Below are 25,193 nucleotides of genomic sequence, written 5' to 3' on the forward strand. Positions count from 1 at the left end.
AGTCCATCCCGCGGGTGGCCATGTTCATCGCCGCCAGCCGCCAGGTGGTGGGGTTGGATTCCTGACCGTAAATAGAGATATCACCGATGCGGCCGCCGTGGGATTCGATAAACTTTTCCGAGGATACGAAGAAGCCACCGGAGCCCATAGCCGGGTCGTATACGCGCCCCTGGTAGGGCTCCAGCATTTCGACGATCAGGCTGACGATGGATTTCGGCGTATAGAACTGGCCGCCCTTCTTGCCCTCGGCGCTGGCAAACTGGCCGAGGAAGTATTCGTACACATGGCCGAGCACGTCCTTGGCGCGGTGTTCGGTGTCGTTGAAGCCGATGGTGGCGATCAGGTCGATCAGTTCGCCCAACCGCACCTGCTTCATGCGCTCGCGGCCGTACTCGCGGTTGAGAATACCCTTGAGGCGCGGATTCTCCTTCTCGATCGCGGCCATGGCATTGTCGATGGTGCGGCCGATATCCGCCTCGCGCGCTTTGGCCTGGATACTGCCCCAGCGGGCCTCTGCGGGTACCCAGAAGACGTTGGCGGCCAGGTAGTGATCGCGGTCCTCCAGTTCACCGGCGACATCCTCGTCGCTGGCGTCCTCCCAGTAGAGCTCGTCTTGGGGGTCCTGGATACGGGCGGTGAGCTGGCTGCGGAATTCGTCGAAGCTGTCGGAGATGTACTTGAGGAAGATCAGCCCCAATACCACGTGTTTATACTCGGCGGCATCCATGTTGGCGCGCAGCTTGTCGGCGGCGGCCCAGAGGGTTCTTTCAATCTTGGCGAGCGTCTGCTCTTCTTTGGCTTCAGCGGCTTTCTTCTTACTGCTCATTGTTCGTTTCGCTTGCTTTTGCTTTTCCGCGCCACCGGGTGTGGGCGGTGCTTGTTGTCGTTCTTTGTCGGCACCCCTGGCTGGGGCCTTGGTGATACCGAAGTACACCTGCAGCCGGTACCGCAATTCCGCCTTCTTGCCATGGCCTCCGATAGCGGCCGCCTCGCACACCGCCTTCAACTCCGGCCGGCTGAGAAAGGGCAGCAGATCGCTCACCTTGATGCTGTACTTGCGTGTCAACGTCTTGATCAACGTGGGCTCGGCAGCATTGGCGCGCCGGGGCAGCTCGAAGTGATCGACGATCTTGCGCAGGGTCTTGCGTTCCAGCAACTCCAGCAGGTCGCGCTTGTGCAGCGTCGTGGTCATGGGTCTTCCTTATCACTATTGGCAGCGATACCGAGGGAACCCCGCCCAAAAAACAGACAATCGGCGCCGTGAGTGGCGTCGATATCAGCGCTTGAGATTAGCAGGTTTACAGGTGAGGTTCATGGGGGCTGAAGTGTAGGCCAACAGCGATAGTGAAGGTGGTAAGTGGCACCGCTTTCGCCAACTGAAAACCCACGACCGGCACTGGCTCGACCAAAGCCGAAACGGCCCGCCCACCCCAGACCGATTTCAGTGATAAGACTTTTCAGAGCTGCCGAAGCACCCAGCGCTACTGGGACATGGCTAGGCCTTTCTGAGTGCCAATCAGAGAAACTGATCTCCAGACACTCTGCGCTCCCTAGCACTTCGCGCTTTTCGTGCGACGAGGAAATTTTCCAGCATGTCGTCCATTGCTGCATTGGACCCCTGCAGTGAAAATCTTACAACGCTGAAACTTCCGTGCTCCATCGCCATGACAATTCCTATACGATTCCCTTCGCGGATAATCTGGTCGATATCATCGAAAGGCGTGATGCCATAAATACCTCCCTCCTCATCGGAGCTGAGGCATTGCATATTCATGCTGTATGCGGCGCTGTCGGTACTAACGAGTACCGGGTAAGTTCCACCAAGCTCACAGGTCACAGGGAACATCACCTTGTACAAGCAGTTCCCGTCGCCGAAGTTACAGACCTGCGCTAGCCCCTTGCCGGTATCACTAAAAGTCATGGCGATCGTTCCACCATCGGCGTAGTCCCACGACCAATCTCCAAACTCGCGCTCCACGGCAAATCCGACAGAAGATACCGAAAGGAGAAAGGCACCCCACAGCAACAGCAGTGATTTGTTCATTTTTTCTACTCCCCTGCGCTCTCTTTACTCGGACAGCTGGCTGATGACGCCCTCAGCGTTATCAGCCCCCAACGTGACCGAGTTAACAAAATCGCTGTAGTTAGGTCAAGCTACGGTACAGGCTTGTGACGAAACGCCAATCGGATTACCGCAACAATAGTAGTGATAAACCAAACCAATGCGCATGCCCGGGCCTATGCCTGGAGCGACAATTCAGCAAGGTTCCGGTGAGCTCACGGAGCTGACAGGGCGCCTATCGTTTACTCTACAGAGGCAGAAAATACGTCCCCGCCGAGCTCTTCCCTGACGTCAGCTGGGCTGCGCAGCTGCGGTATATCAGCAGCTTCTAAAATCGCTGCCATCACTTTCAAGCCCTTCCGGCTCAGCATCACCGGCTTCCGGCGCCGATCGTTTGGGTCAACTCGCAGTTCAATTAGGCCGAGCCCGCCTCTGCCACCCCTACCGTAGTCTCCAAGGCTGGCCAGGGCTCTACTAACCCCTGAGGTGGAAAGTTGGAGAGCCCCCGAGATCTCACGACTATCGGCGGGGTCGTCCTGCGCATCCCGTAGCGCGACAAAAAGAAGCACCTTAATCTGGTGCAGAGTAATGTCACTGTGGCCCGTTTCTTTGCCAACGGTTGTCATCAGTTGCAGCAGCTTTTTAAGCGATCTGGTATCACTGGCGATCATTCGGTCCTCCCCCCGCCAACTTCCCAGCGGAATATTGAGGCACCTATTACAACGGCGTCAATAATCCCATGTTGACCAATCATGCACACCGGTACCTGCCACTACCAAACCCAAGTGGGGGAATGACTTCCCTGCGCTCACCGGTAATAAGTAAGGAACTCTGCTAGGTTGTGCAGCTGGGGTATATCTGGGGGCAACACGCTACTCACTCCGACAAATATCCGGCACGCACTATTTCACCCAACTGCGCCCGCGGCACCATCAACTCCACCTCCCCCATGGAATAGGGCGCGATGGTGTAAACGCCGTAGAGCAGTTTCAGCCCTTCGCCGGTCAGGCGGAAATCCTCGCTGTGGGCAAACGGCCAGTTCTCGCGGAAGTCGTCGCCCAGTTTCTGCGATTCCAGCCAGTTGCGGTGTGCCTCTTCCGCGAGCTTCCAGAATGCCTGTTCCTGCCCGGGCTGGATTAAATCCGCGAGGGTCACTGCCTTGTCCGCGGCCAGGTCCCAGTTGAGCCAGTGGGTGGCGGGGATACCGTGGGCGCCACCGCTGTACATATAGCTGCTGATGGTCACGGTGAGCAGGTTGCCGTGCCGGGCGAGCTTCTTGGCGTCGCCGCTCAGTTGCCAGCGCGCGGCGGAGATTCCCGCCACTTCGCCGGCCTGCTGGATGAAGGCATCCGCCACCTGCTCCAGGCTTGTAGCACCAGAGGCGGGCGCTGCTTCACCGTTGCCCTGCAGCTGCATTAGTAACTGCTCACTTACCGCCGCATTCAGCGCCGGCCGGCCGGCAAATACTTCGCGGGTGATCGATACCGAGGTGCAGTCCTCAGCCTGCTGGCAGTCCGGTGCCAGTCGCTCGAATGTCTGTACTTCGGACTCCAGCGGTGCCTGCTTCGATGCTGACGGCCTATCACAGGCAGCCAGGGTCAACAGCAGTACTGACAGCGCGGCCAGATTGGCGGCAAAGCGAAGCTTTCCGGCGGTGTTCATGATCCACATATACAGTCCTGAATTCTGTTTTCCTGATTGACGCAGAATACCCCTGCAAGCCTCCACTGGCGAACCCTCATCGAAGCATTGTGCGCCAGCTCTCGATAACCCCCGTAGCGTGCTAAAGTGCAGGGTTTGACTGCCACACAACGCCAGCACAAACGTCGTTACGGAGCCAACTTGGTCACCTTTACCCTCAACAGCGTCCACAAGATGGTCGACGACCGCACCTTCGAGCGCGGTGCGGATTATTTCGCCCGCGGGCGCGTGCTGGAGGTGGATTACGACGCGGAAGCGGATTGTTACCACGGCAGGGTCAAGGGCTCCGGGCGCTACGTTTACTGGGTCGAACTGGATCTGGACCGCGGCAGACTGGTGGGCCTCTGCTCCTGCCCGGTGGGGCTCAACTGCAAACACGCGGTGGCGACGGCGCTGGAGCTGCTCAATGAAGCAGAGCACCCGGACAGACCACCAGCAATAAGCACGGGCCCGGCTTCGCCCGCATCATCAGACTGGCAGCGCTGGCTGGACGAACTGCCCCCGGCGCCGCGCACCGATCCGATGCCAATGGAGTACGGGCGCCACTACCTGCTCTACTTGCTGCAGCAGGATTCGCAGCAGCGCCCACAACTGGTCACCAAAAAGGCCTACCTGAAAAAAGACGGCAGCTGGAGCCAGCTGCGGCCCTTTTCCCTGGACATGGTCAATCTGGGCTGGAACAGGCCCAGCCATATACGGGATGAAGACGTCACCATCCTGCAGCTTTTACCGCGCACCAACGTACAGGGCCGCCTGGAGCTGGTGGGGGAGCAGGGCCACCGCGCCCTCAACCTGCTGCTCACCAGCGGACGCTTTTATTTTGACGAAGCCAACCTTACCCGCGGTCTGGCAAAAAACCTGTCGTGGCAGTGGCAGCAGTCCGCGGACGGCAAGCAACAGCTGGTGGCGGAGCTTGAAGACATGGAATCCACACAGCAGTGGCTGCTGATCCCGGTAACCCCACCCTGCTATCTGGATATGGAAAATGCCTGCATCGGCGAGATCATCACCGAGCTGCCCGCCGCGCGGCTACAGCACCTGCTGCGCATGCCGCCGGTCAGCGATGAGGCCCTGGGATTGATGTCGGTTCAGTTGCGGCAACAGATTCCGCAATCCCAGCTGCCGCTTCCGGTGGAGCCCAAACTGGAAAATGTCAGCGAGTTTACTCCGCACATTACCCTGGTCGGCTGCGAGCTGGAACACTACCGCCTGCCCGCACTGAAACTGCATTTCGACTACGCCGGGTTTGCACTCGCGCCACCCTACAGCCACGACTTTGAGGGACCGCAGCTGACCCGTGAGCGCGACGGCACCTATTACCAGATCCGTCGCGATATCGAAGCGGAGCACCACTGCTGCGAACAGATCCATCAACTGGACATGTACCTGATTGCGGACGACCTGGGTGGGCAGCAGGAGGTGTGGTTGCTGGATTCCGCAAGCCCGCAGGACATCCCCCAGCGCTGGCGCCAACTGGTAGAGCATGCCCTGCCCGGGCTGGCGCAGCAGGGCTGGGTGATCGATAGCGACCCCAGCTACCAATTCGCATCCCGGCAGGCGAATTTCTCCATCGAGCTTGTCGACCGCGATCACAACTGGTTCGAATTCGGCCTCGACCTGCACCTGAGTGATGGCCGCCAGTTACCCTTTATGGAACTGATCGAACACTGGCTAGTACAGGATGCGCCGGAGGAAATGACCATCAGCGTCGCCGGTGACTGGGTCAACGTGGATACACGACCGCTGCAAAATATCCGCGGGCTGTTGCTGGACCTGCTCAGGGAGAAAAAACTCGACGACCGGGTACGCCTGCCCGCATTCCAGGCGGCACAGTTTGCCGGCCTCGCCGATCTCGACCAGCGCAAGGCGCCCGCCACCCGCAAACTGCTCAACCGGCTGAAGGATTTTTCCGGCCTGGAAAACATCCCCGCCCCCAAAAATCTCAACGCGACCCTGCGCACCTATCAACAGGAAGGACTGAACTGGCTGGTATTCCTGCAGCGCTATGGCTTCGGCGGAATTCTCGCGGACGATATGGGCCTCGGCAAAACCCTGCAGACGCTGGCGCTGATCCAGCACATGAAAGAAAGCGGCACACTGAAAAAGCCCGCTCTGATCGTCGCCCCCACCAGCCTTACCGGCAACTGGCTACACGAAGCGGCGCAATTTGTCCCGCTGCTGAAAGCCACCCTGATCCACGGCGCCGACCGGCACGCCGCGTTCAGGCAAATTGCCAAAAGCGACCTGGTGATCACCACCTACCCGCTGCTGGTACGGGACAAGGCCCGCTATGACAAACGCAAGTTCAGCCTGATGGTGCTGGACGAGGCCCAGGCAATCAAAAACCCCACCACCAAAGTGGCCGAGTGTGTGCGCGGTATCAAAAGCGACACCCGCCTTTGTCTTTCCGGTACACCGCTGGAAAATCACTTGGGGGAACTCTGGTCACTGATGGACTTCGCGCTGCCGGGACTGCTGGGGGGACGCAAGAGTTTCAACGAAGCTTATCGCACGCCCATCGAAGGCCGCGGCGATGCAGACCGGCAGCACGAGCTGGCGCGCAAGGTGCGCCCGTTCATGTTGCGGCGCACCAAGGCCGAAGTCGCCACCGAACTGCCACCGAAAACCGAAACCATCCAGTATGTGGAACTCGGCAGCAAACAGCGCGCACTGTACGAAAGCGTGCGCATCAGTATGGAGAAACGCATCCGCGAGCTGGTGGCCCGTCAGGGCATGGCGAAAAGCCATATCGAATTTCTCGACGCCCTGCTGAAACTGCGCCAGAGCTGCATCGACCCGCGCCTGGTAAAACTGGACAAGGCAGCGGGCATCCAGGAAAGCGCCAAACTGGAATGGCTGGCGGAAAGCCTGCCGCAGCTACTCGAAGAGGGCCGCAGTATTCTGGTTTTCTCCCAGTTCACCGAGGTATTGAAACTGGTGGAGCAACAGCTGCAGGCGCAGAAAATCGACTACACCAAACTCACTGGCCAGACCCGTAAACGGCAGCAGGCCATCGACCGCTTCCAGAACGGCGAGGTGCGGGTATTCCTGATCAGCCTCAAGGCGGGCGGCGCCGGCCTCAACCTGACCGCGGCGGATGTGGTGATCCATATGGATCCCTGGTGGAATCCCGCGGTGGAGAACCAGGCCACCGACCGCGCCCACCGCATCGGCCAGGACAAGCCGGTGTTTGTGTACAAGCTGGTGGCGGCGGACACCCTGGAGGAGCGCATTCACCAGATGCAACAGGAAAAGCAGGCACTGGCGGATGCGCTGTTTGATGCCACCAAGGGCAGCAACCTGCCCCGCAATAAAGAGGACCTGCTGGCCCTGCTGGGGGAATAGCCGATGGGGTTCATATCTTTGCCCGGAACCGGCGCCATCCTCGCCCAAAAACTGAAGTCATTAGCGGTGACCGCCATCGAAGCCCTGTGCGCGTTACCCGTCCTAAACTGGAATGCTCGCGCATATCTGAATCAGCGGATCACGCGCCCATAAATACGGTACTGGATTCTGTTACGTCTACTCTTCCTGCTTTTCGGGTTCAGCTGTCTTTGTTCCCGGCCCGTGCTTGCCGAAACGGAAGCGTACTATCCGCTCGCGCAACGCATCAGCAGCGATACCGGCCTGTCCCAGAATGTCGTCCTGGATCTGGTGGAAGATCAGTACGGCCGCGTGTGGGTGGGCACACAGGACGGCCTCAATCTTCTCAATAACAATGAGTATCTGGTATTCAGAAGTGACCAGCGCGAGCGCTACATATCGGGCACGGTGATCTTTGATCTGGAAGTTGGCGGGGAAAATTCACTCTGGGTGGCGAGCGATGCCGGCATCGATCATATCAATACCACCACATTGAAAACCCGCCATCTCACTCTGCCACAGGCCTCCAGAATGGTCAGTCGCCTGCTGCAGACGGATGACCGCAACCTGTATTACCTTTCCGATGGTATGCTTTATCGCTACGACTTGAAGCGTGAACAGGCGCAACAGGTTCCTTTACCCACAGGTTACGGCCGCCTCGATTTCTTCCGCCCGGTCTCCCCGGATCACCTGCTACTAAAAGGCGACAAGCTTGGCGTCCTGAATTTGCGCAATGATCGGGTGCAACCGTTTGTGCCCGATATTCCGCAGGGAGAAGTCAAGTCGGCCGTAGCCGCCGGCAAGCACATCTGGTTCAGTCTCCGCGACCAGGGCGTTTTCCGCTGCCAACTGGATGGCTCAGCATGCGCGGAATTCTCGCTGCACCGGGGCAATTTCCCGAGCAACAATATCGCCCAGCTGAAAAAGCAGGGAAGCACGCTTTACTTTGCCACAGACCGGGGTATCGGCCGCCTCAACATCGATCATGATACGCTGCGCTGGATTTATCCCCACAGCAAAAACCGCGCTTATCAGGCGTCACACATTGCCCGCAACCTTCTGGTCAGCCGTTTCGGAGATATTTTCGTGGGTACCTTCAATGGGCTGTACCGGATACCCGCGGAGTACACAAAAATTCAGGCGCTGAACACCGACAGCGACACTTTCCCCGATTCCCTGATCGACCTGACGACAGTGGAACTTGGCGGAAAGGAGTGGCTGGCCATCGCGGAAGCGGAGCAGGTGAGTCTGTGGCAGCTGGTTAGCGGCAGGCTCAGAGCGGGTCCGCATTTCTATTATCCGCCAGGCTTCGAGGCAACACACATCCTGACCGATGGGAAAAGCCTGTACTTGTCTTCATTGACATCGGGAAGCTATCTGCTGGAGCCGGACAGCGGCCGCTACACACCACTGCAGCAGCGTTTTTCAGGGCTTAGCAACGACGAAATTTCCAACCTCGATTCACCCCAGGCGGATATCCGTATATTCCACTCCGACCGGGGAATGCAGGTATTCCGGCAGCGTGATGGCCGGTGGCAATTGCATTGGCAACAGGCATTTCCTGCGGGCAGCGCCGCTGCGCGGTTTCGCGATGGGCGACTGTACGTGGCCAGCTATCACAATGGCCTGCGCTCCGCGTCCATAGAAAAGGATTGGCGCAAACCGGCAACATGGTTACAGCATCGGGGACTGGGCATTGCTATCAACCTGTTCTCGACCGACGAACAGCTCTACGTACTGACTGCCAACCGCGGCCTGTTCCAGATCGAGACCGCAGCCGCCAGTTCACAGCCACGCATCACACGGGTACCGGTCAGTGACTCACTGTCGTCGCAGACACTGGTGTGCGCCCTGCAGGATGATCGCGGAAGGCTGTTAATCGCGACCCACAAAGGACTGAATATTCTCGACCGGCAGCGCCGGATACAGGCTATCCTGACCGGTCAGCAGGGGGTACACGAGCAGGAATTTGCACAGTTCCGCTGCGGAAAAATGGACGGCATTCCCTTTTTCGGCGGTGACGCCGGCCTCACCCTGCTGCACGATACCAGTATCCGCAGTACCCAGCCGGGCAAAGCCACCTGGAGCTATCTGGAAACAGAAGAGACCACACAACGCATCAACGCCGACCAGCCGTTGCGACTCACCTCACCCGGGCTATTGCGTCTGCACTTTATTGCGGTGCCGTCGCAGCTGCCGCAACAGGCAGTATATCGATACCGCATTCTGCCGTTGTCCGACAGTTGGAGCGAATTGAAATCCTCATTCGTGACTCTGACCAACCTGCGCCCAGGGAACTATCAGGTGGAATTGCAGGTGTGGAATTACGCCGCGCAGTCGGCACCATTGAGTCGAATCTCGCTCGATATCAAACCAACGTTCTGGGAATCCCCTCTCGCCATTGCCGGCTATATTCTTGCGGCACTGTCCGTGATTGCACTGATTGTCGCGAATAAACTGCGGGCTGATCGCGCGCGTCTGGAGCTGGCAGTGGAGCGCAGCCAACGCCAAGAAAATTACGCCCGCCAGTTGGAGAAGGAAGTGCAGGCGCGCACCGAGGAGCTGGAACAGAAAAAGGAGGAGGCGCAGAATGCTAACCGCGCCAAGACCCGGTTTATCGCCGCAGCCAGCCATGACCTCAAGCATCCGATTAACCTCATCAAATTCCAGGTGCAGCAGGAACCAGCCAACCCCCTTCGACACCGTATCGAAAGCAGCTTGTCATTCCTGGAAAAACTGGTGGACTCGGTGGTAGAACTCGCACGCCTGGATGCGCGGGTGATCAAACCGAATATTGCCCCACTGGACCTCAACGCTTTCCTGCAACAATTGCGCGACGAACTCGGGGACTTTGCCCAGCACCAGGGAGTGACGCTGGAGCTCCGGGCCGCAGCTGATTTATGGGTAGCCAGCGACGAGCTGCTATTGCGACGGGTTCTCGGCAATGTGCTGGACAATGCGATCAAGATCAGCGCGCCCAACACCAGTGTCACAATTTCGGCCATTCGCGAAGGACCGCGGGTTGTCGTTTCCGTAAGCGATCAGGGACCGGGCATAACCGATGCCATGCGCGAAACCCTGTTTACGCCGTTCAAACGCTGGACCCAGCGCTACCAGGGTTCCGGGCTTGGGCTCTCGGTGGTAAAAGGGATGTCCGACCTGCTCGGTATGGACCTGCAGGTGCACTCCAAACCGGGACTCGGATCCCGCTTTACCTTTACGCTACCCGTAGCCGAGCCCGTGCAGACGGTCAGCCGCGACCGGCGAGCGGTGTCGCTGGCGCTGGTTGAGGACGACCCCGAACAACGCAAGCAGCTCGAAACACAACTTTCCGCACGATTGACCGAAGTCACCAGCTTTGCCACTGCGGAGGCACTTATCGCCAGTGCCGGACACTTTGATGTCATACTTTCCGATGTGGACCTGGGGCAGGCACAGGATGGCTTCGCTTATATCGAGGCATACCGCCAGCGGCTAAAGGGAGCGAAGGTCCTGGTGTACATGTCCGGCAACCCCGAGGCTCGTGCTCGCATGCCCGAGCAGCGCGACGTGTTCTTCCTGCCCAAACCCCTAAAAATCGGTAAGCTCATGTGGATACTGCATCAGGCCAATAGGAGTCAGCTTTGAAGCCCAGCGCTCGCATTTTCGTCGCAGACGACCATCCGCTGTACCTGGAGGCTATGGTGACGGGGCTCACACGGCAGCTCCCCGACGCCGAGGTCACCACCGCTGACAACTACCTCGACCTGTTCGACGTGCTCAACAGCAGTGCCGACGATCTGGACCTGCTGGTGATGGACCTGTTGATGCCCGGCAGTTCCGGCAACAGTGGACTGTACTTCCTGCGCCGCCATTTCCCAGAACTGCCGATCATCGTGGTCAGCGCCCACGACGACCTGGCAGAGCGCAATCAGTGCCTGGCTCTCGGTGCGGCGGCCTTCATTTCCAAGTCCGCGGCACCGGCCACCCTGTTCGAGGTAGTCGAACAAATTCTCGAGGGCTGCTATGAATACTCGGAGCCGAAGGCAGTATCCCCGGAACCCGAGTCATATCAACGCCTCGCCAGCCTCACCCCCAGCCAGTTCAAGGTACTGCATCTGATCGCCGCTGGTCACACCAACAAAGAGATTGCGGAAAGGCTCAACATCTCGGAAAAAACCGTCAAGACGCACATCACCGCCATATTTTCCAAACTCGGTGTCAGTAACCGCACCCAGGCCGCACTTCTGCTGAGCGACGAGTCCAACTGATCTGACACTCGAACAAAAACTGACCGCCACTACCGCACTAATTTTGCGCAGCTCAGGATTTTTCCGCGATTCCTGTACAGATTTGGCGCAACGACCGCAAAGTTTCACTCCGCATCTACAGACCTAAGACTTTAGTCTGATAAAAATCCGAAAAAGGCCCAATAGCTGCCTCCCGCCTGGCTCCCTATAAAGAACCACCGAATAAAAAAACGTTAAAGGGAGCGTCATCATTTTGCCTCACAAAAAATCTTTAGCCCTGGCCATTGCCATGGCCACCGCCGCCTCGGCACCGGTTTACGCCCAGTGGTCGAGCGAGCCCGCCACCAGCGCCATTGAAGTCACTGACAGCGGCACCCTGCCCCTGGTCACCGCGGAAAAAGACGGTGGCATATATGTCAGCTACCGCAACGGAGTATATTTCTGCCGTCCCTGGTTGGGTCCGTGCGACTCCACCGCCAATGGCTTTGATATCTGGCTGCAACACTACGATGCCAACGGTAACCAGAGCTGGGAATCCCCACAGCTGATCTTTGATACAGACAAGCAATACACCTTTGCCTACGACATGGTTACCGATGACGAAGGCAACGCCTATATCGCAAACGATGTCTTTCCCGGCACCATTCCCTCCGTAGAAAGTACAGTCCAGATTGCGAAAATTAACCGCGACGGCACCCCGGGCTGGGAGACACCTCTGAACCTGACCCCGGACAACACCTTTGAATCGAACGGCGGCGGCCTGTCTATGGCTACCAACGGGACGGTCATGGCGGTTGCCTGGGCCAAAGGGCCGTCACGTATAGAAGATGCTTTCGGGGCACTGGCGCTTTTCGATAAAGACGGCAATGTACTCTGGAATCAGGATATTCAAATCGATGGGCGCTACACCACCGTCACCAAACCGATAGTGACGGACGACAGCGTGCTCGTGCTTCTGGAAGTGGGGCAGCAGGTAGGCACGACACAGTCCCATTACTATGTACAGAAATATGCACTGGCAGACGGCAGCCCCATGTGGAGCAAGCCGTTGGCGATCACTTCCGGTGGCAACTTTTCTCACCCGATCAATAACGGCCGTGCGGTACAGATCGTCGCGGATGGCGAAGGCGGCCTGGTGATGAGCTGGTACCACATCCTCGGCATCGGCGAGTCGTATGTGATGCTGCAACAGGTATACGCAAACGGCGACAAAAAATTCCCGGGCCAGGGTCTTCGTATCTCCGGCGACCACCTCGGCAATAGCTCCACGTCACTGGCCTATGACGGCGACACCGCTTACGTCACCTGGGTCGTTTCCAAGACCGACTATGACGAAGAGGGCTCGGTGCAGCCGTACTCAGGGGTACGTGGCGCCGCCATTTCTGCCGACGGTGAATTTATCTGGAGTGAAGACGGCTCCACCGAGCCCGCCACACTGCTTCCGTGGCGCGTCCTGGAAACACGCGCCGATTACCAGGACCAGTGGTTCCGGGGCTACACCAAAACCGCCCTGTCGCTGAATCAGGACGACAGCCTGAACCTTACCTACGCAGAGGAAAAGATCACCGCACAGACCTACGCACTGTTCACCCAGGTGTTCGATCCCGCAAATGGTGCCCCGGTTGGGGAGCCGGTTGCGTTTACCGATGGCGCTATCGCCATGGGTTCCGGTGGAGGATACGACCGCACCATCTTCGGCCAGCCGGTGTTCGCCTATACCGCGGGCAGAGAAAACGGTACCGGGCCAGTGAAACTTGTCAATTTCGATGGGCAAGGCCTCTCTGGTGTAAGCGAAGATATTCTGGTCGAAAAAAGGCCGGTTGCCACCCTGTCTCCGGGCCAGCACAAGACCCTCGAGCTGAAAGTGCTGGACAACGCCGGCAGTGCGCACGACAACATGGTTGAAAGCAATTCCAGCCTGGTCGACCTGGCACTGAACGGCAGCGATACCGACCTGCAGCTGGATGTCGGTACCGCTCACCTGCTGCTGGAAACGGTCCCTTTGAAGGTCAAGGTCCAGGATGTGAGCGACAGCAGCCGGGTGGGCACAAGCACCATCAAAATCCGCGCGCCGCACAGTGTTGTACCCACGATCGCGCCTATCGCCGATCAGACCGTAGACGAGACCGAATCGGTCACCATGATCGCGGACATTCTCTCCAGTGGTAGCGAGCTGCAAATGCACTGGCAGCAAACCGCAGGCCCGGCAGTAGAGTTCACCGGCAACGGCGCCGAGCTGACCGTTGTCACCGACTATGTAGCGGTTGACACCCTGCTGAGCTTCTCCCTCACCGTACTGGATGGCATGCAACAGGCCAGCACCAGCGTGGACATTCTCGTTGCCAACACCTCTGCACCATCCATCAGCGGCGGCGACGCCAGCGTGGCCGTCGGCGAGAGTTTCAGCTTCTCCCCGGAAATCTCCGGTGCTAAAGCGCCTTACTTCCTGAGCTGGGCGAAAACCGCAGGGGCAGACACCGTGTGGACCGAATCCTCGGACGGCACCCTGACCGGCACCGCACCACTCTCCACCGGTACCGTGGAGTTCACCCTGACTGCGGAAGATGCCAACGGCGAAGTGTTCAGCAAAAACTTCAAGCTTTCGGTCAACCAACCTGAAGAGTCCAACGAGAAGAAAAAGAGCGGCGGCAGCTTCGGCTCAGCGGCTGTACTTCTGCTGGGCCTGGCCGCACTCGTACGCCGCCGTTTCGGCAAGTCCATTTAATTCGAGCCCGGGAACTAATAATGTTTAAGAAATCTTTTATTGCCATGGCGGTCGCGGTCGGCATGACCGGCGCCACGCACGCTGCCGAAAATAGCAAACAGTTTGGCTGGCAGCACAAAGTGAACCACATCATCAATGCCGAAGCCGAGGTCGCCAGCGACGCCTCCGGCCGCAACCGCTATATGGTGCAGCTGGTGGACAAGCCCGCGGCATTGCACGCGTCGGAACTGCTGGAAAAAGAGAACGGCTTCAGCATTCTCGGCCTGAAAAAATTCCGCAGTCCACAAAAGCCTGCCGCGGTCATGCAGGCCGCGCTGAAAACCTCCGCCATGACGAACTATCGCCAGCAGGTGAATAAACACCAGGCCACGTTCATGAACGGTGCCAAAAAGGCACTGGGTCGCGAACTGAAGCCCGTGCTGAAATTCGACCTGGCCTACAACGGCATGGTGCTCGACCTGACACCGGCAGAAGCCGAGGAGCTGCTCAAGCAGCCGCAGGTGATGCGCGTGATCAAGGAAGTGCCCAACCAGCTGCACCTTGATAACGGACCCGATCACATCGGCTCCGGCGCCATCTGGGATGGCAGCGCCACCGGCGTTGACGGCGCCATGGGCGAGGGTGTGGTCATCGGCATTCTCGATACCGGCGTAAACACCGACAACGCCGCCTTTGCCGCCACCGGAGGCGACGGCTACACCGTGCAGAACCCGCTGGGGACCGGCAACTACCTGGGCGACTGTAAGATCGATGCGAGCCTGTGTAACGACAAGCTGATTGGGGTGTACAGTTTCGACGCCATCACCGCCAACTACGACGGCCTGCGCGCGGCCAACGGCGAAGACTACAACGGCCACGGCAGCCACACCGCCTCCACCGCCGGCGGCAATATCCTGCTCGACGTCCCGGTGCTGCGCCCCAGCGTGGGCGAAGCGGTGGGCGACGGCATTGAAAGCGGCTCGCTGCTGCCGCAAATTTCCGGTGTCGCGCCCCATGCCAATATCATTGCCTACCAGGTATGTGACAACAACGGCTGTTACCCCAGCCTCACCGTGGCCTCCGTGGAACAGGCCATCGAGGATGGCGTGGACGTGATCAACTATTCCATCGGCCCCACCGGTGCACAGGCCGATCCCTGGTCCGATGTCAGCCATATTGCCTTCCTGAGCGCCCGCGAGGCCGGTATTTTTGTCGCCGCCTCCGCCGGTAACGCCGGTCCCGGCCCCTACACCACCGGTAACAACTCCCCCTGGACCACTACCGTCGGTGCCAGCACCCACCAGCGCACCTGGGTGCACGATGTGGCCGGGAGCAGTGAGATGGGGGCCACCTTCGAGCCGGTGGACGGCTACGCAGACATCTATGTCATGGACCTGGCCAACCCCGGCAGAACCAATACCGTACTGACCCCCACCGAAGTGGTTTACGCTGGCGACTTCGAGGACCGCAATGGCAACAACATGGCCCTGTGCGACCAGAGTGTGTCTTTCATCGATCCCCTCAGCGACGCCTGGAAAGACAAGATCGTCGTGTGCGACCGCGGCGAAATTCCGCTGGTGGAAAAACTGAGCAACATTCGCAATACCTTCACCAATCGCATCGGCGGAATCATTATCCGCTCCACCGCCCAATCCGAGCAGAACATGGCGGCGATCCGGTACGACTACGTTGCCGGTGCCCTGCTCAACCGGGCCGATGGACAGGCCCTGCTGGACTGGATGAACACCACCCGCGCGGCGGGCGACGTACCCATGCTCACCATCGGCGCCGGCAAGCCCCAGTACGAACCCGCGCTCGCGGACGAGATGGCCCGCTTCTCCTCCCGTGGACCCTACGCGGCGCGCCCGGGTGTGATGGTGCCGAACATCTCCGCACCCGGTGTAGACGTCTACGCGGCCTATTCCGATGAACAACCGTTCCACGGCGACGGCGCAGCGCCCGCCGATTTCAGCTTCCTGAGCGGGACCTCCATGGCCTCCCCGCATGTGGCGGGTGCCGCAGCACTGGTACACCAGGTGCACCCGGACTGGACCCCGGCAGAAATCCAGTCGGCGATGATGCTGACCGCAGACGCGACAGTCACCAAAAGGGACGACGCGGGCAACGTCAGCAGCGCGGGCTATTTCGATACCGGTTCCGGCCGCCTGCAGGTGGACAAGACCGTCCAGGCCGGCCTGATCATGGACGTGCCCATTGCCGACTACATGACCGTGAGCTCCGACCACCGCGGCGACTACACCACACTCAACATGCCCTACCTGAGCAACAGCGAGTGCCCGGGAACCTGTACCTGGAGCCGCACCTTTACCGCAACGGAAGACGGCAACTGGGATGTTTCGGTTGCCGGGGATATCGATGGCCTGTCCCTCAGCGCCTCGCCCTCGAGCTTTGATATCGCCGCCGGCGAGAGTGTCACCGTCAAGTTCACCGCGACTGTGGCGCAGCGCGTGAGCGAAGACTGGAGCTTCCTGCGGGTGCAGCTCAACCCGACGCACGAGAGCCCCGCGCTGTCCATGCCGGTAGCGATCAAGCCGATGATTGCGGGCATTCCGGAAAACATGTCGCGGGACCATTACTGGAGCCGCGGTGAGGTGAATGTTGGTGAGGCCCAGTTCCGCTACCCGGGCAACGCCATGGTTGTTGCCGCCCCCCTGCAACGGGCCACCAGCTACCCGCTGACCCTGGCTGCGGACACGGACAGCGCATCGCCGTTTGACGACCTCGGTGACGGTACCGCAATCCAGTACATCGACGTTCCCGAGGGCAATGGCGAGCTGCGCGTCATCGTTGGCGACACCACCGCCAAAGACGTCGACCTGTTTGTTGGTCAGGACAGCAACAACGACGGTATTCCGCAAGTCGTGGAGATCAGCCAGGTGTGTGCCACTACCCTCAGTGTCGATGAGTCCTGTCGCTTTGCCGCGGGCACCGGTCGCTACTGGGTACTGGTGCACAACTACAAGGGCAGCGATGCGGAAACCGACAGCGTGCGTCTCGACGTGGTAATGAGCCCGAGCAGTGAGACCCAGGACGCGACCGCGCGCATGGCAAGCAGCTACCTGAACCCCTACGACCTGGTGGATGTCAGCCTTAACTGGGTCGGCGACCTCGGCGAGGGCGTCTACTACGGCAACCTGGAATTCTTCGACCGGGTTTCCAGCAGCGCCACGCGCGCGGTGGGCAACACCCAAGTGAAGATCAACCGCACCGCACCCGAGGCACAGATTGTGGCCACCCAGCCGGAGCTGTCGCGCGGGCAGGAAGCTGTGGTCACCATCACCCTGCCGGCCAATGGCACCGCGGAAGATGTCACCTACCAGGTGACTCTCGACAGCGACGCGGAGCTGGCAATCAGCGATGTATCCGCTGAAGGCGAGGCCCAGGCCAGTGCCAGCGGTGACACCGTCAGCATTACCGTGGCCGCCGGCGCCGAAGGTGCCACTGCCGTGGTGAAACTGGCGCAGCCGGAACCGAAGAGTGGTGAGTTTACTGTTCACTGGACACTGGATACCGAGCGCGAGGGCTTCTCCAGTCAGAAAGGCGAATTCACTGTCAGCAACAGCAATCACGCGCCGGAAATCGCCGGTGCCCGCAGCCTGACCGGCGACATGGGCAGCGTACTGAACTTCAGCGCCAACGCCACCGATGCAGACGGCGATGAACTCAGCTACACCCTGGTGCAGACCAGCGGCCCCGCGGTCGACATCAACCATGAGGGTGACGGCAACTTTGCACTGAGCTTGCCGGAAGTGGACACGGATCGCACCGCCGTTTTCGAATTGAGCGCGAGCGATGGCGAGTTCAGCGTCACTTCACAGCTCCACCTGACCATCGACCGGGTTGCGGAGAAGAAGAAAAGCGGTGGCTCCGCCGGCTTCGGCTTCCTGTTGCTCGGCCTGATCGCCGGACTGCTGCGCAGAAGACACATCTGATCCTGTGTGAAACAAGCCATCGCTAAAGTGGTGGCAGATCTCCACTCTTGTTGCCCCGGCCTTGTGGTCGGGGCTTTTTTATGTGCGGGAGAAAGTGGCTGCGCGAAAGCGCAATACAAGGCTTCAGAAAGAAACCGTCAGGCCGAGTCCGGAGAAGTTCGCATTCTCGTACTGCCCCACGAATTCCTGTGAGCGGCGCGCGTGGTACAGGGTGAAGCAGTAGCGGTCCGCGGTAAAGACACCGCCGAAGCGCAGCTCCGCAACCCGCGGCTCTTTCTCGATACCGTGGCTTGCCTTGTCGCTGTTGCCATCGAGGAAAATATCCCGGTCCACAAACCGCAACTGCCAGTCCGCAAACAGGAACCAGCTGCCCGGTGCAGAGGAACCGCTGAAATCAGGTGCAACGGTAGTCGGCTGCAGGCCGCTGACACCGGCGCTGGCAAAAAGATTGTTGCCCAGCCGCAGCCCCAGCCCGGTTGCCAGTTGAGTGGTGACATTGCCGGCACTGCCGCCCAGCCGTGCGGATAGTTCCCAACCGGTGCCGGAATTGCCCAGCGCGCGGATCAGCGCCCACTTTCTCGCGTAACTGACCATCAACGTCGGCTCGTCCCGCAACTGGTTGTGCCAGCCGTTGACGTCGTAGGTATCCAGCATGCGATGGGTCCAGCGCTGCGTCTGCTCCGCGCCCGCCGAGGGCCCGACAATCCCCAGGTTCAGATCCAGGCGCTCGGCACTGTACAGGCCGCGCTCCGGGGAAAGGTGTTTGGTGTGCAACCCACCACTCAGATACAACCAGCCCGCATAGGGTCGATCATCTTCGATCAGCTCGGTTTTTTCGATTTCGTAGGGAGTAAAAATTGCCTGCCCCAGGGAAAACCGGGTATGAATTTCCCGCTGTGCGTAATATTTCGGGAGAATTTTTCTGGGCCAGGAAACGGGGGTATCCGGGATATAGGTGAGTTGCAACCCCTGGGTGTAGTAGGCGTCACTGGCGCCATCGAAGGAATCGTTTTCCAGCTGCAGGGAAACACTGCCGGCTGTGGCAGTGGCGGCGCCGACAGCAAGCAACAAGGTACCCATTGCGCCCGCCAGCGAAGATCCATTTCGCGTTATATTTTTCACCCATGGAGTCTAGGAGAACCGGAAAATTCCTCCAGATTCGCGAGTTGACACAAGCGTCTGTTTTTCCAGCGCCTGAATCTTTTGGCTGTACAAGCGACTGTCGCGGCACAAAAAATATCGGCGCATGGGCGCCGATATTTTTTGCCGACTGATAACAATGTCACGGTGTAACGATATTGAACCAGAAGTCAAAGTCCTGGACGTAGGACATCAATTCGCTCACCTTGGCCTCACTACCGGCGACCTTGACCTTGCCGCCGGAAATGGCATCTTTCAGGGATACCTGCTTGAGCACAATATTATTGAGGGTTTCCCTGGTCAGTTGCAGGGTGGCATCGGCATCTTTCGCCTGGCGTTTCGGAGTGTGGTTGAGCACGCCGTTAACCATTTCCAGTTTGTATTTTTCACCGGAATCAGTGAAATCCATATTGATCACGATGCGCTTGCCCGCCGCCTTGGGTCCATTGAGTCGCATGGCGAGAAAGTCGAAGAACAGGTCAAGATCCATAGCGCGCACGGTATCCGGACTGGCAGTGTTGGGCGTCGGCAGCTTGGCAACACCATTGCGCAGCTCCTTGGCGCCGGTCAGATAGAAGTTGCGCCAGGGTCCGCTTTCCGCCTGGTAACCGAGTTGTTCCAGCGCATCCGCCTGCAGGTTTTTCGCCGCCTGGTTGCCCGGGTCGGCGAATACCGCGTGGTTCACCACCTGCGCCACCCAGCGGTATTCGCCCTTGTCGTAATAGGCTTTGGCCTTCTTCAACAGCGCATCCACACCACCCATCATTTCCACATAGCGTTTGGAGGCATCCACCGGGGTCAGTACGTGCAGGGTGGCGGGGTTGCCGATAAACCAGCCCAGGTACAGCACATAGGTGGCCTTTACATCGTGATTGACCGAACCGTAATAGCCGCGGTTGGAAAAGTGCTTGGCAACCGCTTCGGGTAATTCGATTTTTTCCGCTATCTCCACCATGGTGTAACCCTGGTTGGCGAGGCGCAGGGTTTCGTCATTGATATAGCGGTACATGTCCCGCTGCAGGCCGATATGTTTGTTCAGCTCCCTGTTGCCCCACACCGGCCAGTGGTGCATGGCGAACATCACTTCCGCCTCATCGCCCCACATGTCCATCGCCTGGTTCAGGTACTTGGACCACGCCAGCGGGTCGCGAATCTTGGCGCCGCGCAGGGAATAGGTGTTGTGCAGGGTATGGGTGGAGTCCTCGGCGGTATTCAACGCTTTTTTCTCTCGGATATAGAACAGCATTTCCGAGGGTGCTTCGCTGCCCGGCGCGTACAGAAACTCGTAGTTGAGCCCGTCGATCACACGGGTCTCGCCGGTTTCCTTGATGATGTCCGTGGGTGGAATCAGGGTTACGGTACCGGCAGAAGTGGTCGAGCCGAGCCCGGTACCCACCTGGCCCTTCGGGTCCGGCGGCAGCAGGTTGCCGTACATGTAACTGGCGCGCCGGCTCATGGCATTGCCCGCCATTACATTCTCCGCCACCGCGGCCTCGAGGAAGCCCACCGGCGCATAAATCTTGACCTTGCCGGACTTCACATCAGCCTCATCCACTACCCCGCGCACGCCGCCATAGTGATCCACATGGCTGTGGGTGTAGATCACCGCCACCACCGGCTTTTTCGGCCGGTGCTGGTAATACAGATCCAGTGCGACTTTGGCCGTCTCGGCGGAAATCAGCGGGTCCATGATGGTGAGGCCGGACTTGCCCTCGACAATGGTCATGTTCGAGAGGTCCTGGTTGCGCACCTGGTAGATACCGTCGGCGACCTCGAACAACCCGGAAATATTGATCAGCTGGGATTGCCGCCACAGGCTGGGGTTGACCGTGTCCGGCGCCGGTTCCCCTTCCTTGATAAAGCTGTATTGCTTGGGATCCCAGATCATGTTGCCCTGCTTGCCCTTGATCGCGGCCTGGGGCAGCGGCGCAATAAATCCCTTGTGCGCCTGCTCAAACGAGGTCTTATCGGAGAAAGGCAGGTCTTTTAAAAGAGCACTGTTGGCGGCCTTGGTGGCGGTGGTTGCCGGTTTCGGCTTATCGGCGGCAACGGCACTGATTGCCAGGCTGGCACCAATGACCAGACCCGCAACAAGTTTCAAACAGAGAGCATAATGCATGACGGTGACCTTTGTTGGCGAAACCCAGCAAAAAGCCTAGCCAACTGTGAACCGGCAGCCCGCTCGTAAAACTGAAGCAGGCGCCGTAGGTCATCACATTTTGTGATTACATTCTTATTTTTATATTTAAAAAGTCAGATAAAAATTGGCTCGGATTTCGGCTCTGACGGAATTTCCTCCCGCGAACCTTTCTCCTGCAATTCTTTCTCGCGCTCTTCCCTGCGCTCTTCCCTGCGCTCTTGCTCACTTTCTTCCAGCGCCCGCTGCATGGACTCGTCCAGCTCCTGCATGGTCCGCTGCAGCTCCTGGGAATACTTCTCCAGGGCCTCTGACGCCTGCTCGCTCATTTCTTTGCCGGCATGCTCCAGCTCGTCGAGCATCTGGTCCATCTGCACCCCGGCCTCGTCCGCCGAGCGCTCGAACTCTTGCGACAGATCTTTGCTGAACAGATCGAATTTGCTCAACAGGTCGCCGAATACGCCGCCCTTTAAACTCATCCCGGTGCGCTGGTAATCCACCAGCCACACGCCATCCCGTTGTACCAGATAGGTGGTGAAAGAGCGCGTGCGCGCGCCCTCCGGGCTGGACAGCTGGGACGCCACACTGGCCTCATTGCCGTCGATGATCACCCGCCCCCACTTCGGCTGATAGCTACCCCAGTCCGTTGCAAATGCGTCATAGCGCTCGGGGCTGTCGAGGGTGGAATAGCGGACGACGTCGGACCTGTCGTCGCGTACCGCCGCATCCCAGAATGCCGCGGAAACCTCCTGCGGGGATTCCGGCCCGGAACAGGCGGAGAGGAGGACCATGAGAGCGGCTATTGCCGCGGCATAGAGGTGGCGTAACTTCATATTCAGATCGTCAGGCTGTTCCACAGGAAAACGCCGGTATCGGGGATTCCCGGCACCGGCGCCGATCCGGACAATTTAACACATGGCCGCCATGACTGATTATTCAACGTTCATCTGGCCGCGGCTTTAACAGCCCACCAGCCAGCCCAATCTCAATCGACCTCTGCCTGACCCACCCGCGCACTCAACGCCTTGAGCAGCACGGCTGTCACCATGGTGGTCACTGCTTTTTCAGTACACATACCTGATCACCGTAATAGTTGTTTGAGTAGTTGCATTCGATCTCACCGGTTACCCGGGGCGTGGCTTCATGTTTGGTCATCACATTTCTCCCTGACAGATTGTTGCTACGGGGGTAAAGATAGGGATGATCCAGCCAACGTTGAAATCAAATGTTTCTCTCGGACAGATAACATAAATCTATCAATACACAACAACTGATAAACATAATCGACTGACAATTCAGAAAACTCCCGCTACCAGCCACTGGTATTCCCGACAGGACTGGGGCACACTAGTCACAAAATGAAAACGTTTACATTTTGCTGCCACACCAGATCCGGGAAGCGGCAAAGCGATAGATGGGATAGCGATAACAATCATGGACAAGCTCAGTCAGCTGCGGGCAATGACCGCTGTGGTTGCGGATACCGGCGATATCAACGCCATCCGCCAGTTCACCCCGCTGGATGCCACCACCAACCCCTCCCTGCTGTTGAAAGCGGCACAGCAGCCGGAATACCAGGCGCTGATCGACCAGGCCATCGCCTGGGCCGCCAGCCAGGGCGGCAGCAGCAGCGAACAGACCGCACTGTGCGTCGACCGCATCGCCGCCAGGATCGGCAACGAAATCCTGCAGATAGTCCCGGGACGCATCTCCACCGAGGTGGATGCACGCCTGTCCTTCGACACCGCTGCCACCCTGGAACGGGCGCGGCGGCTGATGGACCTGTACGCGCAAATGGACGTGGCGCCGGAGCGGGTACTGATCAAGATTGCCTCCACCTGGGAAGGCATCAAGGCCGCTGAAATCCTCGAGCGCGAGGGCATCCACTGCAACCTGACCCTGCTGTTCAGCTTCGCCCAGGCCCGCGCCTGTGCCGATGCCGGTGTCACCCTGATCTCGCCGTTTGTGGGCCGCATCCTCGACTGGTATCTGCAGAATACCGACGCCACGGCGTATGCCCCCGCAGACGATCCCGGCGTACAGTCGGTACGGCGCATCTACGACTTCTACAAAGCAAACGGTTATGACACCACGGTGATGGGCGCCAGTTTCCGCAATACCGGACAGATCGAGGCGCTGGCCGGCTGCGACAGCCTCACCATCAGCCCCGACCTGCTGGCACAGCTGGCAGATGACAGCGGCGATCTGCCGCGGGCACTGACACCGGCGGCCCGCACCGGCGAATCCTCGGCGCCCATCCGCGAAAGCGAATTCCGCTTCCAGCACAACGACGATGCCATGGCCCACGAGAAACTCGGCGAGGGCATCCGCAAGTTTGTGGTGGACCAGATCGCGCTGGAGCAACAGCTCGCGGCGCGCAGCAAGTGTGTTGCGGAGGTGATGCAATGAGCGTGTACCTCGGCATTGATGCCGGCACCCAGAGCCTGAAACTGCTGGCCTACGATGCCGAGCGCAAGGAAATCCTGCATGTGAGCGCGGCACCGCTGGAGCTGATCAGCCGCGACGACGGCAGCCGCGAACAGATCGCCCAGTGGTGGCTGGATGCCCTGCACCAGTGCATGGAGCAACTGCCCACACAGATCAAATCCCGCGTGCGCGGTATCGGGGTCTCCGGCCAGCAACACGGCTTTGTCCCGCTGAACAAAGCCGGCGAGGTACTGGCGCCGGTGAAACTGTGGTGCGATACCAGCACCATTGCCGAGTGCGAGGAAATCACCGCGCGCTTTGGCGGCAATGAAAATGCACAAGCGCGCTGTATCGACGCGGTGGGCAACCCGATCATGCCCGGCTACACCGCATCCAAGGTATTGTGGTTGAAGAAAAATAATCCCGAGGCCTACGCGGCGCTCGCGCATATTCTGCTGCCACACGATTACCTTAATTTCCATCTCACCGGGAAAATCTTCACCGAATTCGGGGATGCTTCCGGTACCGGTTACCTGAATATCCTGCGCCGGGAATACGATCGCGAAATGCTCGCGGCCATCGACCCCGAGCGCGATCTGCTGCCCCTGTTGCCACCGCTACTGGAGGCAAACGCCACCGTCCCCCTGAGCCCACAGGTGGCAGAACAATTCGGACTGCCCTCGGGCATCAAGGTATCCACCGGCGGTGGTGACAATATGATGGCCGCCTTCGGCACCGGTTCGGTCTCCCCCGGTGTGCTGACCCTGAGCCTGGGCACATCCGGCACCCTGTTTGCCCACAGCGGCAGCCCCGCGATTGACCCCGACGGTGACCTGGCGGCGTTCTGTTCCTCTTCCGGCGGCTGGCTGCCGCTGCTGTGCACCATGAACTGCACCGTGGCCACGGAACGCACGCGCAAGGCGCTGGGCAAGTCCATCGAGGAGTGCGAACAACTGCTGGCCGAATCCAAACCCGGTGCCGGCGGCCTGCAGGCACTGCCGTTCTATAACGGCGAACGCATTCCCAACCTGCCCCACGCCCGCGCCAGCCTGCACGGCATCAGCGACACCAACATGATCGCGGAGAACCTGTATCGCGCGGCCATGGAAGGGGCCACGTTTACCCTGCGCCGCGGCCTCGATGCCTTTGCCCGCGCCGGCCAGCAATTCACTGCCATCCGCCTCACCGGCGGCGGGGCCAAAAGCCCGCACTGGCGGCAGATGGTCGCGGACATTTTCAACCTGCCGGTGGAAGTACCGGCACAACAGGAAGGCGCCGCGTTCGGCGCCGCCATGCAGGTGCTGTGGGCCAGCGGCGGCGACGACCTGGCAACACTGATAGATGAACACCTGGCGGTGGACGAGGCCATGGGCTGCACACCAATCGCCGAAAACGTAACGGCGTATCAAGCGCTGTATCAAAACTTTCTGGATCTGCTCAGCCAGCAGTATCCGCAAATTCAATAAATATTCAGAAA

The 25,193-nt window shown here is 59.3% G+C and carries 14 protein-coding genes; 7 read left to right on the forward strand and 7 right to left on the reverse strand.

The features are described 5' to 3' along the window. The 4 genes from QZ511_RS00005 to QZ511_RS00020 form a co-directional block, all read right to left on the reverse strand. A partial coding sequence (locus tag QZ511_RS00005) for a class I SAM-dependent DNA methyltransferase (protein WP_295797088.1) occupies positions 1-1,192 on the reverse strand: 1,192 nt, incomplete at its 3' end. 324 nt (positions 1,193-1,516) lie between these two features. After that, positions 1,517-2,044, reverse strand: a complete 528-nt coding sequence (locus QZ511_RS00010) for a hypothetical protein (protein WP_295797090.1) — start codon at positions 2,042-2,044, stop codon at positions 1,517-1,519. Between the two features lie 260 nt (positions 2,045-2,304). Then, positions 2,305-2,733: a MarR family winged helix-turn-helix transcriptional regulator gene (locus tag QZ511_RS00015; protein ID WP_295797092.1), complete on the reverse strand. Its 429-nt coding sequence runs from the start codon at positions 2,731-2,733 to the stop codon at positions 2,305-2,307. Between the two features lie 205 nt (positions 2,734-2,938). Continuing rightward, positions 2,939-3,733, reverse strand: a complete 795-nt coding sequence (locus tag QZ511_RS00020; RefSeq protein ID WP_295797095.1) for a DUF3298 and DUF4163 domain-containing protein — start codon at positions 3,731-3,733, stop codon at positions 2,939-2,941. Positions 3,734-3,859: 126 nt separating this feature from the next. Here QZ511_RS00020 and QZ511_RS00025 point away from each other — a divergent pair, with 126 nt between their 5' ends. The 5 genes from QZ511_RS00025 (at position 3,860) to QZ511_RS00045 (ending at position 18,012) form a co-directional block, all read left to right on the forward strand. Next, the gene (locus QZ511_RS00025; RefSeq protein WP_295797097.1) at positions 3,860-7,108 is read left to right on the forward strand and encodes a DEAD/DEAH box helicase; all 3,249 of its coding nucleotides are present in this window, start codon (positions 3,860-3,862) and stop codon (positions 7,106-7,108) included. 222 nt (positions 7,109-7,330) lie between these two features. After that, entirely contained in the window at positions 7,331-10,753 is a 3,423-nt protein-coding gene (locus QZ511_RS00030) for an ATP-binding protein (protein WP_295797099.1), read from the forward strand. After that, positions 10,750-11,376, forward strand: a complete 627-nt coding sequence (locus QZ511_RS00035; RefSeq protein WP_295797102.1) for a response regulator transcription factor — start codon at positions 10,750-10,752, stop codon at positions 11,374-11,376. Before QZ511_RS00030 ends, QZ511_RS00035 begins: the two co-directional genes overlap by 4 nt. A 232-nt stretch (positions 11,377-11,608) precedes the next feature. Next, positions 11,609-14,080: a hypothetical protein gene (locus QZ511_RS00040; RefSeq protein ID WP_295797105.1), complete on the forward strand. Its 2,472-nt coding sequence runs from the start codon at positions 11,609-11,611 to the stop codon at positions 14,078-14,080. Between the two features lie 20 nt (positions 14,081-14,100). Beyond that, positions 14,101-18,012 (forward strand): S8 family serine peptidase, encoded by a 3,912-nt coding sequence (locus tag QZ511_RS00045; protein WP_295797108.1) that lies wholly within the window; start codon positions 14,101-14,103, stop codon positions 18,010-18,012. Positions 18,013-18,135: 123 nt separating this feature from the next. Here the strand turns inward: QZ511_RS00045 and QZ511_RS00050 are convergent, their stop codons facing one another. The 3 genes from QZ511_RS00050 to QZ511_RS00060 form a co-directional block, all read right to left on the reverse strand. Then, a complete protein-coding gene (locus QZ511_RS00050) occupies positions 18,136-19,092 on the reverse strand; it encodes a lipid A deacylase LpxR family protein (protein WP_295797111.1) in 957 nt (318 codons plus the stop codon). A 202-nt stretch (positions 19,093-19,294) separates the two neighbouring features. After that, the gene (locus tag QZ511_RS00055; RefSeq protein ID WP_295797113.1) at positions 19,295-21,271 is read right to left on the reverse strand and encodes an alkyl sulfatase dimerization domain-containing protein; all 1,977 of its coding nucleotides are present in this window, start codon (positions 21,269-21,271) and stop codon (positions 19,295-19,297) included. Between the two features lie 134 nt (positions 21,272-21,405). Continuing rightward, positions 21,406-22,122: a hypothetical protein gene (locus QZ511_RS00060; protein WP_295797116.1), complete on the reverse strand. Its 717-nt coding sequence runs from the start codon at positions 22,120-22,122 to the stop codon at positions 21,406-21,408. Positions 22,123-22,720: 598 nt separating this feature from the next. On the opposite strand from QZ511_RS00060, the gene tal reads away from it, so the two are divergent. Both tal and xylB read left to right on the forward strand, forming a co-directional pair. Beyond that, positions 22,721-23,698, forward strand: coding sequence for a transaldolase (tal, locus tag QZ511_RS00065; protein WP_295797373.1), 978 nt, complete (start codon positions 22,721-22,723; stop codon positions 23,696-23,698). Next, positions 23,695-25,182: a xylulokinase gene (xylB, locus tag QZ511_RS00070; RefSeq protein ID WP_295797117.1), complete on the forward strand. Its 1,488-nt coding sequence runs from the start codon at positions 23,695-23,697 to the stop codon at positions 25,180-25,182. The genes tal and xylB overlap by 4 nt, the downstream gene beginning before the upstream one ends. The last annotated feature ends 11 nt before the right edge of the window (positions 25,183-25,193 follow it).

Origin of the sequence: uncultured Microbulbifer sp., assembly GCF_913055755.1 — a bacterium.
Taxonomy (GTDB): domain Bacteria; phylum Pseudomonadota; class Gammaproteobacteria; order Pseudomonadales; family Cellvibrionaceae; genus Microbulbifer.

Coding starts and splice junctions, on each gene's coding strand:
- QZ511_RS00020 (WP_295797095.1), bottom strand. CDS start 3,733: ATGTGGATCATGAACACCGCCGGAAAGCTTCGCTTTGCCGCCAATCTG.
- QZ511_RS00010 (WP_295797090.1), bottom strand. CDS start 2,044: ATGAACAAATCACTGCTGTTGCTGTGGGGTGCCTTTCTCCTTTCGGTA.
- xylB (WP_295797117.1), top strand. CDS start 23,695: ATGAGCGTGTACCTCGGCATTGATGCCGGCACCCAGAGCCTGAAACTG.
- QZ511_RS00060 (WP_295797116.1), bottom strand. CDS start 22,122: ATGAAGTTACGCCACCTCTATGCCGCGGCAATAGCCGCTCTCATGGTC.
- QZ511_RS00055 (WP_295797113.1), bottom strand. CDS start 21,271: ATGCATTATGCTCTCTGTTTGAAACTTGTTGCGGGTCTGGTCATTGGT.
- QZ511_RS00050 (WP_295797111.1), bottom strand. CDS start 19,092: ATGGGTACCTTGTTGCTTGCTGTCGGCGCCGCCACTGCCACAGCCGGC.
- QZ511_RS00015 (WP_295797092.1), bottom strand. CDS start 2,733: ATGATCGCCAGTGATACCAGATCGCTTAAAAAGCTGCTGCAACTGATG.
- QZ511_RS00045 (WP_295797108.1), top strand. CDS start 14,101: ATGTTTAAGAAATCTTTTATTGCCATGGCGGTCGCGGTCGGCATGACC.